The sequence below is a fragment of the Streptomyces lateritius genome (genome assembly GCF_014649715.1).
Lineage (GTDB): Bacteria > Actinomycetota > Actinomycetes > Streptomycetales > Streptomycetaceae > Streptomyces > Streptomyces lateritius.
The window spans coordinates 329,278-345,346 of record NZ_BMTO01000005.1 but is presented as its reverse complement, the minus strand read 5'-3'; the positions used below and the strand labels follow the sequence as shown (position 1 = coordinate 345,346).

General features: G+C 73.4%; 12 protein-coding genes. 8 read left to right on the top strand and 4 right to left on the bottom strand.

What is annotated here, in order from left to right; translation table 11 throughout:
- Positions 1-35 precede the first annotated feature (35 nt).
- Genes IE136_RS12620 through IE136_RS12610 form a run of 3 tightly spaced genes read right to left on the bottom strand, consistent with a single transcriptional unit; the run spans position 36 to position 3,789 of the window.
- Positions 36-1,103, bottom strand: a complete 1,068-nt coding sequence (locus IE136_RS12620; RefSeq protein ID WP_189600357.1) for an ABC transporter ATP-binding protein — start codon at positions 1,101-1,103, stop codon at positions 36-38.
- Entirely contained in the window at positions 1,100-2,764 is a 1,665-nt protein-coding gene (locus tag IE136_RS12615; protein ID WP_158984170.1) for an ABC transporter permease, read from the bottom strand. The genes IE136_RS12620 and IE136_RS12615 overlap by 4 nt, the downstream gene beginning before the upstream one ends.
- 5 nt (positions 2,765-2,769) lie before the next feature.
- Positions 2,770-3,789: an iron ABC transporter substrate-binding protein gene (locus IE136_RS12610; RefSeq protein WP_189600356.1), complete on the bottom strand. Its 1,020-nt coding sequence runs from the start codon at positions 3,787-3,789 to the stop codon at positions 2,770-2,772.
- A gap of 259 nt (positions 3,790-4,048) precedes the next feature.
- Here IE136_RS12610 and IE136_RS12605 point away from each other — a divergent pair, with 259 nt between their 5' ends.
- The 4 genes from IE136_RS12605 (at position 4,049) to IE136_RS12590 (ending at position 8,801) form a co-directional block, all read left to right on the top strand.
- Positions 4,049-6,745 carry an AMP-binding protein gene (locus tag IE136_RS12605; protein ID WP_189600355.1) on the top strand — a complete coding sequence of 899 codons (2,697 nt, stop codon included), beginning with the start codon at positions 4,049-4,051 and terminating at the stop codon, positions 6,743-6,745.
- 82 nt (positions 6,746-6,827) lie between these two features.
- Positions 6,828-8,318, top strand: coding sequence for an FAD-dependent oxidoreductase (locus tag IE136_RS12600; RefSeq protein ID WP_189600354.1), 1,491 nt, complete (start codon positions 6,828-6,830; stop codon positions 8,316-8,318).
- Complete coding sequence (locus IE136_RS12595; RefSeq protein WP_189600353.1) at positions 8,315-8,482, top strand: hypothetical protein; 168 nt, start codon at positions 8,315-8,317, stop codon at positions 8,480-8,482. Before IE136_RS12600 ends, IE136_RS12595 begins: the two co-directional genes overlap by 4 nt.
- Positions 8,483-8,621: 139 nt before the next feature.
- Positions 8,622-8,801, top strand: a complete 180-nt coding sequence (locus IE136_RS12590) for a DUF6381 family protein (RefSeq protein ID WP_158984178.1) — start codon at positions 8,622-8,624, stop codon at positions 8,799-8,801.
- 102 nt (positions 8,802-8,903) lie between these two features.
- Here IE136_RS12590 and IE136_RS12585 read toward each other — a convergent pair whose 3' ends face one another.
- Entirely contained in the window at positions 8,904-11,258 is a 2,355-nt protein-coding gene (locus IE136_RS12585; protein WP_189600352.1) for a collagenase, read from the bottom strand.
- A 250-nt stretch (positions 11,259-11,508) separates the two neighbouring features.
- On the opposite strand from IE136_RS12585, the gene IE136_RS12580 reads away from it, so the two are divergent.
- The 4 genes from IE136_RS12580 to IE136_RS12565 all read left to right on the top strand — a co-directional run bounded on the left by IE136_RS12580 (position 11,509) and on the right by IE136_RS12565 (position 16,046).
- Entirely contained in the window at positions 11,509-12,879 is a 1,371-nt protein-coding gene (locus IE136_RS12580; protein ID WP_158984182.1) for an aminopeptidase P family protein, read from the top strand.
- Positions 12,880-12,980: 101 nt separating this feature from the next.
- Complete coding sequence (locus tag IE136_RS12575) at positions 12,981-14,156, top strand: NAD(P)/FAD-dependent oxidoreductase (RefSeq protein WP_158984184.1); 1,176 nt, start codon at positions 12,981-12,983, stop codon at positions 14,154-14,156.
- A 44-nt stretch (positions 14,157-14,200) separates the two neighbouring features.
- Positions 14,201-14,551 (top strand): (2Fe-2S)-binding protein, encoded by a 351-nt coding sequence (locus IE136_RS12570; protein WP_189600419.1) that lies wholly within the window; start codon positions 14,201-14,203, stop codon positions 14,549-14,551.
- Entirely contained in the window at positions 14,529-16,046 is a 1,518-nt protein-coding gene (locus IE136_RS12565; RefSeq protein ID WP_189600351.1) for an FAD/NAD(P)-dependent oxidoreductase, read from the top strand. The genes IE136_RS12570 and IE136_RS12565 overlap by 23 nt, the downstream gene beginning before the upstream one ends.
- The last annotated feature ends 23 nt before the right edge of the window (positions 16,047-16,069 follow it).

Genomic DNA, 16,069 nt, shown 5'->3' with positions numbered 1-16,069 from the left:
CCCGGCCCGGGCCCCGCGGGTCGAAGTAGTGGTGTTCAGGGATGCAGCGTCGCCGCGCCCGTGACGGCCACGCCGGTACGGTCGCCGGGTCGCACCGTGACGGTGCCGGCGACGCGGACGTCGACCGGGGTGGCCACGCCGTCGACGGCGACGGTGACCATGGCGTCGTGACCGTGGAAGCTGACCTCTGTCACGGTGCCGTGCGCGGGTGCCGATTCCGGCGCCACGAGTCGCAGTTGTTCGGGGCGGAGGAGCACCGTCCCCCGGGCCGGGGCGTGTTCGCCGGCCAGCGGGAGGCGGCCGAGGGCGGTGTCGGCGGCGCCGTCGGCGACCGTGCCGGGCAGGAGGACCGCGTCACCGACGAAACCGGCGACCCAGGGGTCGGCGGGGTGTCGGTAGAGCTCCTGCGGGGTGGCGCACTGGGCCACCCGGCCGTCGCGGACGACCGCGACGAGGTCGGCGGTCGAGAGTGCCTCCTGCTGGTCGTGGGTGACCAGCAGGGCGGTGGCTCCGGTGGCCTTCAGCGCCGCGCGGACGTCCGCGCGCACGCCCGCGCGCAGGGCGCTGTCGAGGGCGTTGAACGGCTCGTCGAGCAGCACCAGCTGGGGCCCCGGCGCGAGGGCCCTGGCGAGAGCGACCCGCTGCTGCTGGCCGCCGGAGAGTTCGTGCGGCATCCGGTCGCCGTAGCCGCCGAGCCCGACGAGCTCCAGCATCCGCTCCGTACGGTCGCGGCGGCCTGCCCGGTCCTGTCCGCGTCCCTCTCCGTGTCCTTGTCCAAAGAGCCCGAAGGCCACGTTCCGGGCGACGCTGAGGTGCGGGAAGAGCGCGCCCTCCTGGGGGACGATGCCGACGCGCCGGCGCTCGGGCGGCACGTGCGTGCCAGGGCCGGCCAGGGTGCGCCCGCCGACCGTGACCGTGCCCGCGTCCGGGCGCAGGAACCCGGCGACGATCCGCAGGAGTGTCGTCTTGCCGCAACCGGAGGGGCCGAGCAGCGCGGCGAACGAGCCGCCCGGCACGCTCAGGTCGAGCCCGTCCAGGACGCGGGGGGCGCCGGTCGTGGAGCCGTACGCCTTCGACACCCCGGAGATCTGCAGGTCGGTCATGTGCGGTGTCTCCCGAGGAGGTACGAGGGGACGGCGGCGAGCAGGATCAGCGTGGCGGCGTAGGGCGCGGCCGCGGCGAACGAACCGGAACCGGTCTCGGTCCACAGCCGGGTGGCGAGGGTGTCCATGCCGGTGGGGCGCAGCAGCAGCGTCGCCGGCAGCTCCTTCATACACACCACGAAGGTGAGCGCGGCGCCGGCCGCCACGCCCGGCGCGGCCAGCGGGACCGTCACTTCGCGCAGGACCCGCAGCGGGGAGCGGCCGAGCGAGCGCGCCACGTCCTCCAGGACGGGCGGCGCCTGGAGGACGGCGGCCCGGGTCGCCGCCACCGCGACGGGCAGGAAGAGCACCGCGTACGCGCAGACCAGCAGGGGCAGCTCCTGGTAGACGGGCTCGGCGTAGCGGACCGCGAAGAAGACGAGGGAGAGCGCGACGGTGATGCCGGGCAGAGCGTGACCCGCGTACGCGGACTGTTCCAGGAGCCGGGCGAGCCGGCCCTGGTGGCGGGCGGCGATCACCCCGACGGGCAGGGCGAGCAGGGTGGTCAGCGCGGCGCCCGCGGCGGCGACGCCGAGCGTGGTGGCGGCGATGTCGGCGAGGGCGGCCGGGTCCCAGGTGGCTGACGAACCGACGGCCAGCCAGTAGCCGAGGGTGCCCAGCGGGGCGGCGACGGCGACGGTGACGACCGCCGCGCACCAGATCAGGGCCGGTGCTGTTCCACGGCCGAGCGGCAGGGGCACGGCGGGCCGTGCCGTGCCCGCCCCGGTCCTCGCCTGTCCGGCGCGACCGCGCGTGCGGCCCTCCGCCCAGACGAGGGCCACGGTCATGACGACGAGGACGACGCTGAGCGCGGCGGCCGGGGTGCGGTCGAAGCTGGCGCGGTACGAGGTGTAGATGCCGCGGGTGAAGGTGTCGTACCGCATCAGGGAAACGGCGCCGAAGTCGGAGAACACGTACAGCGCGACCAGGACCGCGCCGCCCGCGGCGGCGTGCCGCAGCTGCGGCAGGATCACCCGTACGAAGGTCCGCACCGGGCCGAGGCCGAGCGAGCGCGCCACCTCCTCCTGCGCCGGATCGATGCCGCGCAGGGCGGCGGTGACGGGGAGATAGACGTACGGGAAGCTCACCAGGGTCAGGGCGAGCGCGGCGCCCCAGAAGCCGGCGAGTCCAGGGAACGCGGACAGCCAGGTGAACGCCGCCACGTAGCTGGGCACGGCGAGCGGCAGGGTCGCGAGGACGGACCAGGCGCGGGCGCCGGGGAGCGCCGTGCGGACGGTCAGCCAGGCCAGGGAGACGCCGAGGACGAGGCAGACGGCGACGACGAGTGCGGCGAGCCCGAGGCTGCGGCCGAGCAGCTGGGCGCTGCGGTCGCCGACGACGACGTCCCAGGCGAAGCCGGGGCCTCGCTCGAGGGCGCGGACCGCCAGATAGCCGAGGGGCAGGAGCGCGAGGAGCGCGGCGAGGCAGGCCGGGACGACGAGTACCGCGGGCGGGCGCCGGACGCCCCGTCCCGCCTGCGTCCGTGCGCCCCGCGTCCGTGCACCGGGCGGGCCGAGGGGCGGTCCGGGGACGGCCGCCTCGGCGGCGGCCGTCCCGGGGTCCGTCGCCGCGAGGCCGGCCGGGCGGCGGCCGTCGCGCTCCTTCGAGGGCTCGGGTCTCATTCCCCTCAGACCAGTCCGACGTCCTGGAGCATCTTCAGCGTCTCCTGAAGGGACTCCAGCTTGCCGAGGTCGATCTTGGGCGCGTCCAGGGACTTCAGGGGCGGCAGGCCCTTCGTCGTGGTGGTGACGCCTGCGGCGAGCGGGTACTCCTTCGTCTCGTCGGCGAAGTACGTCTGCGCCTTCTTGGAGAGCAGGAAGTCCACGGCCTTCTGGGCTACGTCGGCCTGGTCGCTGCCCTTGACGATGCCTACGCCGGCGGTGTTGACGAGCGCGCCCGGGTCGCCGCCCGGCAGGAAGTGGATCTTCGCGCCGACCTTGTCCTCGCCCTTCTCGGCGACCTGCTCGTACCAGTAGTAGTGGTTCACCAGGCCGAGGGCGACCTCGCCGGACCCGACGGCGTCCATGACCTTGAGGTTGTTCTCGTAGGCCTTCGGCTCGTTGGCCTTGAGGCCCTTGAGCCAGGTGCGGGTGGCCTCGTCGCCCTCCAGGACGCGCATGCCGGTGACGAACGACTGGAAGGAGGCGTTGGTCGGGACGAAGCCGATCCGGCCCTTCCACTCCGGCTTCACCAGCTCGTGCACGCTGTCGGGCACCTTCGTGACCTGCTTCGGGTCGTACGCGAGCACCCGCACACGGCCCGAGGTACCGACCCAGTCACCGTTCGAGCCACGGAAGGCGGGCTCCACCTGGTTGAGGGTGGCCGGGGGGAGCTTCTGCAGCCGGCCCTGCTTGGAGAGAGCGCCGAGCGCTCCGGCGTCCTGCGAGAAGAAGAGGCCCGCCTTCGTCCTGTCGCCCTCTTCGAGGATCTGCGCGGAGAGCTCCGCGCTGTCTCCGTAGCGGACGGCGACGGTGGTGCCGACGGCCTCCTCCAGCTCGTCGAGGAGCGGCTTGACGAGGTTCTCGTTGCGCCCCGAGTAGATGACGAGCCCGGCGTCGTCCTCGTCACTGCCGCAGCTCGCGAGCGTGGGCACGAGCAGCGCCGCCGCGGCGAACGCGGTGAGACGTCGAATCAGGGGGCGTCGCATCAGGGGGCCTTCCTACCGGTGCCACGCACAGGGCCGCGAAGGCCTGCCGTCCGCGGCCGAAAATCTACGGAACGCCTTAGGAATAAGGTAAAGCTAACCTAAAGGTCAAGTAGATCGGGGGCGATGTCCCGCAGGTGAGACGACATCGAGACCGGGCCGTGAGACGCCTGAGGCGCGATGACACGTTTGCGCAGCCTGTGGATCACCTGTGATGCTTCTGTGACTGGGCAATGAGGTAAGGCTTTCCTACGATGCGTCCGTGACAGCACCACCGCTCCTCCTCCCCGGCACCCGGGCCGTCCCGTTCGCCGCAGACCTCGCGTCCCACGGCGACCGCACCGCGGTCCTCACGGCCGACGCGGCGGTGTCGTACCGCGAGCTCGCCGCCCGCGTCGGGGCCGTCGCCGCGCGGCTCGGGCCCGCCCGCCGCCTGGTCCTCCTCGTGGCCGCCAACACGCTCGACGCCCTCGTCGTCCATCTGGCCGCGCTCTCCTCCGGCCATCCGCTGCTCCTCGTGCCCGGGGACCACCCCGAGGCGGCGCGGGCGCTCGTGGAGGCGTACGACCCGGACGTCGTCGCCCGACCGGCCGACGGCGACGAGGCCGAAGGGGACACGGGTTCCGGCTGGGTGCTCGACGAGCGCCGCGCCACCTCCGCGCACGACCTCCACCCCGATCTGGCGCTGCTCCTGAGCACCTCCGGATCCACCGGCTCACCCAAGCTGGTCCGTCTCTCGCACGACAACCTGCAGTCCAACGCCGCGTCGATCGCCGACTACCTCGACATCCGCGCCACGGACGTCGCCGCGACCACCCTGCCGCTGCACTACTGCTACGGCCTCTCCGTCGTCCACAGCCACCTGCTGCGGGGCGCCGGCCTGCTCCTCACCGGCCTCTCCGTGTCCGACTCCTGCTTCTGGGACCGCTTCCGGGCCGCCCGCGCGACCACGTTCGCCGGCGTCCCGTACACCTTCGACCTGCTCGACCGCGTCGGCTTCGCCTCGATGGATCTGCCCCACCTGCGGTACATCACCCAGGCGGGTGGGCGGCTCGCTCCCGACCGGGTCGCGCACTACGCGGCGCTCGGCCGAGCCCGGGGCTGGGACCTGACCGTCATGTACGGGCAGACCGAGGCGACCGCGCGAATGGCCTACCTCCCGCCGGCCCTCGCCGAGAGCCGGCCCGAGGCGGTGGGCGTCCCCATACCCGGCGGCACCTTCCGGCTCCGGCCGCTGCCCGACTGGCCCGGCGGGGACACCGGCGAACTCGTCTACTCCGGCCCGAACGTGATGCTCGGTTACGCGGAGAGCCCCCGGGACCTCGCCCTGGGCCGCACCGTGAGCGAGCTGCGCACGGGGGACGTCGCCCGACGCGCCGCCGACGGACTGTACGAGGTGATCGGACGCGCGAGCAGCTTCGCGAAGATCCTCGGCCTGCGCATCGACCCGCAGCAGGTCGAGTCCGTGCTGAGCGCGGAGGGGGTCACGGCCGCCTGTGCGGGCGCGGACGACGAACTCCTCGTCGCCGTCGAAGGGGCCCCCGGGACCTCCGAGGCCCGCGACGCGAGTGCGGTACGGCGGCGGGTCACCGGTCTGTGCGGACTGCCGGCGCGCGCCGTACGCGTCGCGGTGCTGCCCGCGCTGCCGCGGCTCGCCACCGGCAAGATCGACTACGGAGCGGTACGGGAGACGGTACGTGAGTCCCTGCGGGAACCGGAACCGCACCCGGAACCGGGCGCGCAGGCGACGGTGCCCGCTCCCCTCGCGGGCGGTTCGTCCGACGACGACCTGCTGCGTCTCTACGCGACGGTTCTCGACCGGGACGACGTGACCCTGGACAGCAGTTTCGTCGGCCTCGGCGGGGACTCGCTCAGCTACGTCGAGATGTCCCTCAACCTGGAGGAGTGCCTCGGCTCGCTGCCGGACGACTGGCACCTCCTGCCGATCCGTGAGCTGGGCACCGCCGCGTCCTCACGCGGCGGCAGCGGCAGGGGCGGCGACGGCGGCCCGGGCGGTACGGCCGGCCCCCGTCCGGCCGGCCGTCTCTCCCGCGTCCGTGCGCGGACCAGGGCCGTGGAGACCGGGATCGCGCTGCGCGCCGTCGCCATCGTCCTGATCGTGGGGTCGCACATCCAGCTCTTCACCGTCAAGGGCGGCGCCCACGTGCTGCTCGGTGTGGCCGGGTACAACTTCGCCCGCTTCCACCTCACTCCGGCGCCCCGCGCGGACCGGCTGCGGGGCATCGGCCGGAGCCTCCTGCGCATCGTCCTGCCCTGCTCGGCGTGGCTGGCGCTGATGATGCTGCTCACCGACGACTACGGCGTGCTCACGGTCTTCCTGCTGACCAGCCTGCTCGGCCCGAACGACGGTTTCTGGTTCCTGGAGGCCCTCGTCTACATCCTGCTGCTGGTCACGGCGCTCCTGGCGTTGCCGGGGACCGACCGCGCCGAACGCCGCTTCCCCTTCGCCTTCCCGTTGGCCCTGGCCGGTGCCGGACTCGTCGGCCGTTACGACCTGTTCGGTCTCGACGCGCGCGGCCATGTCCCGCTCGCCGCCACCCTCTTCTGGCTCTTCGCTCTGGGCTGGGCGGCCGCCCGGGCCGGCGGCACGGCGCAACGGCTCGCGGTCACGGCCGTCCTGCTGCTCACCGTCCCCGGCCTGTTCGGGCAGCCCGCACGTGAGGCGGTCGTCGTGGGCGGGCTCGTGCTGCTGATCTGGGTGCGGAAGCTGCCGAGCCTCGGTTCCGTCAACCGCCTCGCGGGCGTGCTGGCGGGCAGCTCCCTCTACATCTACGTCACGCACTGGCAGGTCTTCCCCCGCCTGGAGGCGTACCCTCTGCTCGCCCTCCCCGCCGCCTTGCTGGTCGGCGTGGTCTTCGCCTCGGTGGCCTCGCGGGTGACCCGTCGGCTGCCGGCGTTGCGGGCCCTCACACCCCGGTCGGCTCAATCGATCGCGTGAGGGGCAAGGGCGTGGGCCGACGCGCATAGTCCCGGGTCGCACGGGCATGCGCGAGGCAGCAGCCCGCCGGAAGGAGCGCGCCATGCCGACGGACACGGTCCGCGCCGCGATCAGTGACGGTTCGTACTGGATGCGGGGCACCCCCTCCCCCGACCACGCCCCTCTCGACGGCGACCTCACCGCCGACGTCGTCGTGATCGGCGGGGGCATCGCGGGTCTGTGCGCCGCGGACGAGCTGGTCCGGGCCGGGCGCGAGGTCGTGGTGCTCGAAGCCGACCTCATCGCCCGCGGGGTGAGCGGGCACACCACGGGCAAGCTCACCTCGCTGCACGGCCTGCTCTACGCCGACCTCCGTGAGACTCAGGGACCCTTCGCGGCCGCCCGGTACGCCCGCGCCCAGCAGGAGGCGCTGGAGCGGGTGGTCGCACTGTGCGGCGAGACCGGCGTCGACGCGGAACTGGAGCGAGCCCCGGCCTTCACGTACGTCGTGGACGAACGACGGGCGGAGGAGGTCCACGCCGAGTACGCGGCCGCCCGGGAGGCGGGGCTCGACGCCGCCCTCGTGACACGGACGGACCTGCCCTTCCCCGTCGCCGCCGCCGTGCGCGTGGAGGAGCAACTGCTGTTCCATCCGCGTAAGTTCCTCCTCGCTCTCGCCGATGATCTCGTCGCGCGAGGCGGCAGGATCCATGAGCACACCCGCGTCACCTCGCTGCGCGAACACGCGCACTGCCGGCTGCGAACCGGGGGCGGCGCGACGGTACGGGCCGAGGACGTCGTCATCGCCACGAACTTCCCGCTCACGACCCACGCCTCGCTCCTGACCCGGCTGAGCGTGCGCCGGGAACTGGTGGTCGCCGCTCCGGTGGCCACCGCTGCCGCGCCCGAGGGCATGTACCTCACGCCGGAGGACCGCACCCGCTCGGTGCGCACCGCCCCCTACGACGACGGCCACCGGCTGCTGATCGTCACCGGCGAGGCCTTCGAGCCGGGAGCGGGCCACGCTCGAGAGCGGCTCCAACGGCTCACCGCGTGGGCCGCCCGGTGGTTTCCCGGGTTCGGGGAGGCGGGGACCGTCTTCCGGTGGGCGGCGCAGGACGTGATGTCCGCCGACCGTCTTCCGTACGTCGGCCATGAGCACCCCGACACCCAACACGTCTTCGTGGCCACGGGTTTCGGGGGCTGGGGCATGAGCAACGGAGTGATGGCCGGCCGTCTGCTCGCCGCGCACGTGAACGGCGCGCCGCGGCCCGACTGGACCGAACTCTTCGATCCGCGTCGTCATCTGCCGCTGCGGGACATCCCCGACGTGGTCAGGTCGCAGGCCCAGGTGGCACGGCACGTGCTCGCCCGGCACCCGCCACGGTGCACGCACATGGGGTGTGAACTCGGCTTCAACGACGCCGAGAACACCTGGGAGTGCCCCTGCCACGGCTCACGTTTCGCGGCCGACGGCAGCGTCCTGCAGGGGCCGGCCACACGCCCCCTGGAGGAGCGAGAAGAAGATCCGCACGCAGCGGTGGCCGGCGGAGGCCGTCCGGCCCACGACACAGAACGGAGGGGAGACGCATGACCGACGAGTCCACACCCACCGAGCCGGAGCCTGAGGGCCCCGGCCCCGTCCCGACCACGCCCGATCCCGTACCGCGCGATCCGCGCACCACCCCCACTCCGGAGCCGGAGTCGGATCCCGGGCCCGGCGGCCCGTCGGAGCCGGTCACGGAGCCCCCGGACTAGGCCGTGTCCGTGAGGTCCCTCCTTGCCCGCGACGCCTGCCCCCCATCGACCACAGAGCGTGACGGTTCGAGATGCGAAGCCGCGGCCGTACTGGTTCTCTGAAGGAGGTCCCACCCTCCCCCAATGACAAGGAGTGACCATGAGCATGTCCGATGAAATGCGCGGCCGGGCCCAGCAGATGCGCGACAAGGCGAAGCAGCTGCAGGAGGAGGCCGAGCGTGCCTCTGATCCGCAGGAGCGTCAGCGCCTGCAGGAGAAGGCACGCAAGCTGCGGGACCAGAGCGAGCAGCAGGGCGGTATGACCGGCAGCGGCATCTGACCGCCAGACGTCTCGTCTCGCTCGCGTACGGCCGGCCTCCCCGATCGAGGGGGAGGCCGGCGTTTGCGTTGTCCGGGCCCGCGCGAACGGGGGGCCGGCCGCTCAGCGGCGCAGCGGGCCCTCGCAGCTGAACGTGGACGTTCCGGCACGGCCTCCGGACCAGATCTGTACCGTGCCGAAGGAGCAGTTCATGTCGTTGAAGTTGTTACCGCCGGTCAGGCTGCGGTCGAGGACGAAGTAGTCGACGGTCTCGGACATGTCCTTGAAGACCTGGTCGGGGTCGGTGGCGTCGGCGAGGCCGGCGGTGATCCTGCCGGTGCAGACGAAGCGCGGCAGATCGGTGCCGCCGCTGCCGGTGCAGGTGGGGGTGTTGCTCGTGGCGCCGGCGAAAGCGGCGCGTATCTGCGCCGGGGTGGCGTGCCGCAGGGTCGCGGTCGGCTGGTGGGTGGTGGCGGGCACGAAGAGGTCGTCCACCTGGGCGATCTGCCGGTCGAGGAAGGCGTCGTAGGCGCGCTGGGTGCCAGGGTCCTTGCCGATCATGTCGCGCCAGGTGTCGTAGCCGCGGACGTCACCCGCCCGGAGGTAGCCGTACATGGCGCGCAGCAGGGCCGGGCGTTCGGTCCAGAGGTACTCGAAGAAGGTTCCGGCGTACGCGTAGAAGCGGAAGCCGTCCCCGTCGTAGGTGGCGTGCAGGATCTGGTCGACGGTCATGCGGGGGCCGCCCGACGCGGTGTCCCGGATGACGCTCTGCACCAGTGACTTGCGTACGGCGATCCCGTTGTCCCGGGTGGCGCCGTCGAAGAACTCCGCGGTGCCCTCGTCCATGGCGGTGGTGCGGTCGTTCTCGTACCAGGGGCCCTCGCCGAAGAAGCCGGGGACGGCGTAGCGGCCGTTGAGGTAGTGGACGTACTCGTGGCGGAAGAGTTCTTCGAGGGTGAGGCTGGAGTCCTGCGGGACGCGCCGCTGGTACGTGTAGAAGGTGGCCCCGCGCTCGATGTAGATGCCGCCGTTCTCGGTGCCCATGCCGGTCAGGATGGGGTGGTAGGTCTCGTAGTCCTTCCGGGAGGCGTAGAGGACGACGGTGAGGACGGTGTTGGGGTCTCCGGCGAGTGGCTGCTCGGTGCCGAGGACCCGGTGGAACTGTGCCTTGACCTGCTTGCTCGCGTAGTAGAGCTGGTCGACGGTGGCCCGGTCGAGTCCGGTGCGGACCTTGATCGCCCCGTTGTCGTAGGTGTACGTGTGGGGGAAGATCCGCGCCTCGATGTCGGCCTTGCAGACCCCGTAGGCGGCGCAGGCGTCGTAGTGGTTGAGCCAGTTGACGAGGGAGGCCCACGGGGCGCTTCCCGTGCCGAAGTCCCGCTCCACGGGGGCGAGCAGCGCGCCGAGGTCGGCGACGACGCCTGAGCGCAGACCGTCGATCTGGCCGAATCGGCCGTATTCGGCGAGGGCGTCGCGGACGACCCAGGCGTTGGCGGTGTTCTTGAGATGCGTGTGGCCGGAGAAGACCTTGAAGGCGGCGCGGTAGGCGGGGTCCTGGGCTACGGCCGCGTGGAAGGCCCGGTCCTGGTTGCCGGGGTAGACGCCGAGGTAGTTCACGGAGAGGGCGGCCAGGGCCGCGCCGGCCCAGCCGGGATCACCGGCGGTCGCCGGGTGGTCGGCGCCCATCCGGGCGAGGACCTTGACGATCAGGCCGAGCTGGTGCTGCCGCAGGCCGGGCGCGCTGCCGGTGTACAGGGCCTCGCGGAGGGTCTGGGCGTTCTGCGGGGTGACGTCGAAGGTGCGTGAGGCGGTGGCGTAGGCGCTGGTGGCCGCCCGTATCGCCGCGACGGTGGGGGCGTCGGTGATGTCTATCTCGGAGCGGCCGAAGTCGTGGTAGGCGACCGCGTGGAGGTAGGTGAACATCTCCAGGAGATGGGTGGAGTTCCTGCCGTCGTGGCCGGCCGCGAGGTGGGTGATCCGCTGGGCGACGGCCTGAACGTGGGCGTCCGACATCACGGGGGCGAGGCGGGCGTCCCAGGTCCAGATGAGTCCGCGCAGGCATCCGTCGGCCTGGACGGCGGGGTCGGCGAGGAAGTCGGCGAGCTGGGTGGGGGACAGTTTCGTGATGCCGTCGAGGGTGCAGTCGACGCCGGCCAGGGTGGTGGCGGCGGCCGCGGACCGCGCCCGGTCGCCGGTGACGGCGGCGCTCTGGGGGCCGGGGACGCGGCCCGCGATGACGCCGCGGGGTGCGGTGGCGGGGCCGGTCCGCACGGCCGGCGCCTCGGCGAGGCGCTCGACCTCGTCGCGCGGATTCGCGACGAGCGGCGTGGGGGCGGTCGCGCCTGTCTTCGGGGAGGCGAAGGTGGCCGGCACGGTACCGGGGGTGGCGGCCTGGGCCGTGGAAACGAGGGGCGCCGTGAGGGTGGCGGCGAGCGCCACGGCGAGAAGGGTCGTGCGCACGGCTCTGTGCTGGGACACGAAGTCTCCTGGTATGGGGGGTTGGTGAGAGGCGGGACGGTTCCGGTCGAAGGAAACCGGGGTGTGAACAGCCTCTGGCCGCAAGGGCGTTGAGCTGCCCCTGCTCGAGGCATGCCGTGTAACATAGCAATGTGAAATTGCACTGAGAAGCCTCGTGCGCCATCAGTTTCCTTACACGGGCCGGCCGTTCGGCCTCTGCGGCTTCGCCCGCGCACTCACCCCACGCCCCTTCTCCCCTTCCGGAGTCCTCATGACCGAGGTGTCCGTACGTCCCCGCACCAGCAGCCATGACCTGCCGGTCTCCCCGGAGCTCGCCGCGTTCATGGCGAGCGGCTGGGCGCCCTCGCCGCTTCCGCACGACGCCCGGGTCCCCGGGTCCGGCCTCACCCCCGCCCGGCGGGCCCGGCTGTCCGCCCGCTTCCCCGGTGAGCGGCTGATTGTCCCGGCCGGTGAACCGCGCGTCCGCTCCAACGACTGCGACCACCGCTTCCGCCCGCACAGCGCGTATGCCTGGCTCACCGGTCTGACCGGCGAGGAGCAGGCCGGTCACGTCCTGGTCCTGGAGCCGGACGGGACGCGGGGACACGAGGCCGTGCTCTTCCTGCGGCCGCGCTCGGCGCGCGACGGCGGTGAGGAGTTCTACCGCGACCGCCGATACGGCGAGTTCTGGGTGGGTCGCCGCCCCGACCTCGCCGAGGCCGAGCGGCTGACCGGCATCCGCTGTGTCCACCTCGACGACCTCAGGCGGCTCCCGCCCGGGCGCGACGCGGCACACGACGCAGAACTCGCCTCGGCACTGAGCGAGTTGCGGCTGGTCAAGGACGTCTGGGAGGTCTCGCAGCTCCAGGCGGCGGTGGATCACACCACGACCGGTTTCGAGGACGTGGTACGGGCCCTTCCCCGCGCCCTCACCCACCCGCGGGGCGAGCGGTGGATCGAAGGCGTCTTCGATCTGCGGGCCCGGGCCGAGGGCAACGGGACCGGGTACGAGACCATCGCGGCGTCCGGGGCGCACGCCTGTGTCCTGCACTGGACGCGCAACGACGGGCGGCTCGACCGGGACGACCTGCTGCTCCTGGACGCGGGCGTGGAGACGGACACCCTCTACACCGCCGACATCACCCGCACCCTGCCGCTCTCCGGCCGCTTCTCGCCGGTACAGCGCCAGGTGTACGAGCTGGTCCTGGCCGCGCAGGAGGCCGGGATCGCGGCCCTGCGCCCCGGCGCCTCCTTCCGGGACTTCCACCGGGCGGGCATGAAGGTCATCGCCGAGGGGCTCGCCGACTGGGGCGTCCTCAAGAGTCTTGAAGGCGACCTGCACCGGCGCTACACCCTCTGCGGCAGCGGGCACATGCTCGGCCTCGACGTGCACGACTGCGCCCAGGCGCGGTCCGACGCCTATGTGGACGGGGCCCTTGCGGAGGGCCATGTCCTCACGGTCGAGCCGGGGCTGTACTTCCAGCCGGACGACGAGACCCTGCCCGCCGAACTGCGCGGGATCGGCGTGCGGATCGAGGACGACCTCGTGATCACGGAGGAAGGGGCCCGGCTGATGTCCGGGGCGCTCCCGCGCACTCCGGAGGCGATCGAGTCGTGGATGGGCGCCCTGCTGGACGGCTGACCACGAGGGACTCACGGGGTGAACTGGACCATTGAAGTCCGCTTGCGGCCAGGCATGTTGGGCCTCTTGGCAAGCACAGTGTCATGTGAAATATTACCGCCGTGCCCACGAGACACCCCACAGCGGCGTCCGACGTCATCGTCGTCGGCGCCGGAATGATCGGCGCCGCCTGCGCCTACTACGCGTCACGCGCGGGCCTCTCCGTCACCGTCCTCGACCGCGGTCCCGTCGCGGGCGGGACGACCGGGGCGGGCGAGGGCAACCTCCTGGTCTCCGACAAGGAGCCGGGACCGGAACTCGACCTCGCCCTGCTGTCACACCGCCTGTGGCTCGAACTCGCCCCCGCACTGCGGGCGGAGGCCGAGTTCGAGCCCAAGGGCGGCCTGGTGGTCGCCTCGGACGAGACACGCCTCGACGCCCTGCGCCGGTTCGCGAAGGCCCAGGGCGACGCGGGCGTCGTGACCGTCGAGATCCCCGGCGACCGGCTTCACGATCTGGAGCCGCGTCTCGCCGAGGGTCTCGCCGGCGCCTTCCACTACCCGCAGGACGCCCAGGTGCAGCCGGCGCTCGCCGCCTCGCACCTGTTGCGCGCCGCCGGCGCCCGCCTCCGCCTCGGCGAGGAGGTCACCGCGCTGCTCACCGGCCCTGACGGGGCCGTGCGCGGTGTCCGCACGGCCAACGGCTCCCGCCTGCACGCGCCCAGGGTCGTGAACGCCGCCGGAACCTGGGGCGGCGCGTTCGCCCGGCTCGCGGGCACGGAGCTGCCGGTCCTCCCCCGCCGCGGCTTCGTCCTGGTCACCGAGCCGCTGCCGCGCCTGGTGCGCCACAAGGTGTACGCGGCGGACTACGTCGCCGACGTGGCCAGCGACTCGGCCGCGCTGCAGACCTCCGCCGTGGTCGAGGGCACGCCGGCGGGCCCGGTGCTGATCGGCGCCACCCGGGAGCGGGTGGGCTTCGACCGGACGCCCTCGACCGAGGCGCTGCGCCGGCTCGCGCTGGGGGCCGCGCGGCTCTTCCCGGTGCTCGCCGGCGTGCGGGTGATGCGCGCCTACGCCGGCTTCCGCCCGTACCTGCCGGACCATCTGCCCGCGATCGGACCCGATCCCCGCGTTCCCGGGCTCCTCCACGCCTGCGGCCACGAAGGGGCCGGGATCGGACTGGCCCCGGCCACCGGGCTGTTGGTCTCCCGGTTCCTGACCGGGACCGCGCCCGGCCTCGACATCCGTCCCTTCCGGCCGGAGCGGTTCTCGCCAGAGCTCCTCGGAGAGACGGCGTGACCAGGAACATCCCGTACACCGTCCGCCTCCAGCCGGGAGAGAACATGCCGCGTCGCCTGGGCAGGTCCACCGATCCCCGCCCTCCCGCACCGCTCTCCCTCGTCGACGCGCGGCCGGGACCGCCGGTCGAGTTCACCTTCGACGGACGGGCCCTCACCGCGCTCCCGGGGCAGTCGCTCGCCGCCGCGCTGTGGGCGGCGGGCATCACCTCCTGGCGCACCACACGTGGGGGCGGGCGTCCGCGCGGGGCGTTCTGCGGGATCGGCCAGTGCTTCGACTGCCTGATCACGGTCAACGGCCGCCCCAACCGGCGGGCCTGTCTCGTCCCGGCCGCTCCCGGAGACGTCGTCACCACGCAGGAGGGACACGGCCGTGCCGCTCTCGACCCCCAATGACCCCGGCGCCCCCGCCGGCAGGACGGAGTCGTACGACCTCGTGGTCGTCGGAGCCGGTCCGGCGGGCCTCGCGGGCGCCGTGGCAGCGGCCGAACGTGGTCTCTCGGTGGCGCTGCTCGACGGCGACGCCCAGCTCGGCGGCCAGTTCTACCGCCACCCCGCCCCGGGTCTGGGAGCCGCCGCACCCGAGGCGCTCCACCACGGATGGGCGGCCTTCGACGCCCTGCGCCGCCGATGGGAGGGGAGCGGCGGCGTCCATCTGCCGCAGCACCACGTGTGGACCGTGGCGGGCGAGCGGGCCGCCACGCCGGGGGCCGGCGCGGACGGCGCGTCGTGGGTGGTGCACGCGGTCACCGGCCCGGACGGGGACGACGAGCGGTCCGTGGCGGTACGGGGCAGGGCGGTCCTCCTGGCGACCGGTGCGGCCGAGCGTCATCTCCCCTTCCCCGGCTGGACCCTGCCCGGGGTGATCGGGGCGGGTGGCGCCCAGGCGATGCTGAAGTCCGGGCTCGTGCTGCCCGGCGGGCGGGTCGTCGTCGCGGGCAGCGGACCTCTGCTGCTCGCCGTCGCGTCCTCGATGGTCACGGCGGGGGCCCGGGTGCCCGCCCTGGTCGAGGCGTCCGGATATCTCGGCTACGCGCGGCGCCCGGACGTCCTCGCCACCGGTCCGGGGAAACTGGTGGAGGCGGCCGGGCTCGTGACGCGCCTCCTCGGCCGGGGGGCGCGGCCGTATCCGCGCCACGCGGTGGTCCGCGCGCACGGCACGGAGCGCGTGGAGGCGGTGACGGTCGCCCGCCTGGACGGCGACTGGCGGCCGGTACCCGGTACCGAGCGGCGGGTCCCCTGCGACGCGGTGGCCGTGGGACACGGCCTCGTGCCCCGGATCGACCTGGCCACCGCGCTCGGCTGCGAAACGCGCCGCACGGTGGACGGCGCGGTGGCGCTCGTCGTCGACCCCGCCCAGCGGACCTCGGTTCCCGGTCTGTGGTCGGCGGGCGAGACGGCCGGGGTCGGTGGCGCCCTGCTCGCCATGACCGAGGGCGAGTTGGCGGGGACGGCGGTGGCGGCGCGGCTGCGCGGCGTGTCGGTCGCGCGTCCCTCCGCCCGGACCCGCTCACTGCTGCGCACCCGGGCGCGGCTGCGGGCCTTCGCGGATCTGATGGCCGCCGCGCACCGGCCGGGCGACGGGTGGCCGGCGTGGCTCGACGACGACACGGAGGTCTGCCGCTGCGAGGAGGTCACCGCGGGCCGGATCGGCGAAGCCGTGGAGGACCTGGGTGCGGGCGACGCCCGCACCGTGAAGCTGCTGACCCGCGCGGGCATGGGCTGGTGCCAGGGGCGAGTCTGCGGGCCGGCCGTCGCCTGCCTCGCGACGCGCGGCGGGCGCGGCGCGGAACAGCGTCCGCTGCCCGCCTCCCCCGAGCGCCGGTCACCGGCCGTTCCGGTACGGCTGAGCACCCTGGCCGCGCTCGATCCGGACCCCGGCGAGGACTGACTCCGTCGGCGTACCGCATATCC

Excerpts from the sequence above, each read along its gene's own strand:
- IE136_RS12620 (WP_189600357.1), bottom strand. The coding sequence starts at position 1,103 with ATGACCGACCTGCAGATCTCCGGGGTGTCGAAGGCGTACGGCTCCACG.
- IE136_RS12615 (WP_158984170.1), bottom strand. The coding sequence starts at position 2,764 with ATGAGACCCGAGCCCTCGAAGGAGCGCGACGGCCGCCGCCCGGCCGGC.
- IE136_RS12610 (WP_189600356.1), bottom strand. The coding sequence starts at position 3,789 with ATGCGACGCCCCCTGATTCGACGTCTCACCGCGTTCGCCGCGGCGGCG.
- IE136_RS12600 (WP_189600354.1), top strand. The coding sequence starts at position 6,828 with ATGCCGACGGACACGGTCCGCGCCGCGATCAGTGACGGTTCGTACTGG.
- IE136_RS12595 (WP_189600353.1), top strand. The coding sequence starts at position 8,315 with ATGACCGACGAGTCCACACCCACCGAGCCGGAGCCTGAGGGCCCCGGC.
- IE136_RS12590 (WP_158984178.1), top strand. The coding sequence starts at position 8,622 with ATGAGCATGTCCGATGAAATGCGCGGCCGGGCCCAGCAGATGCGCGAC.
- IE136_RS12580 (WP_158984182.1), top strand. The coding sequence starts at position 11,509 with ATGACCGAGGTGTCCGTACGTCCCCGCACCAGCAGCCATGACCTGCCG.
- IE136_RS12570 (WP_189600419.1), top strand. The coding sequence starts at position 14,201 with ATGCCGCGTCGCCTGGGCAGGTCCACCGATCCCCGCCCTCCCGCACCG.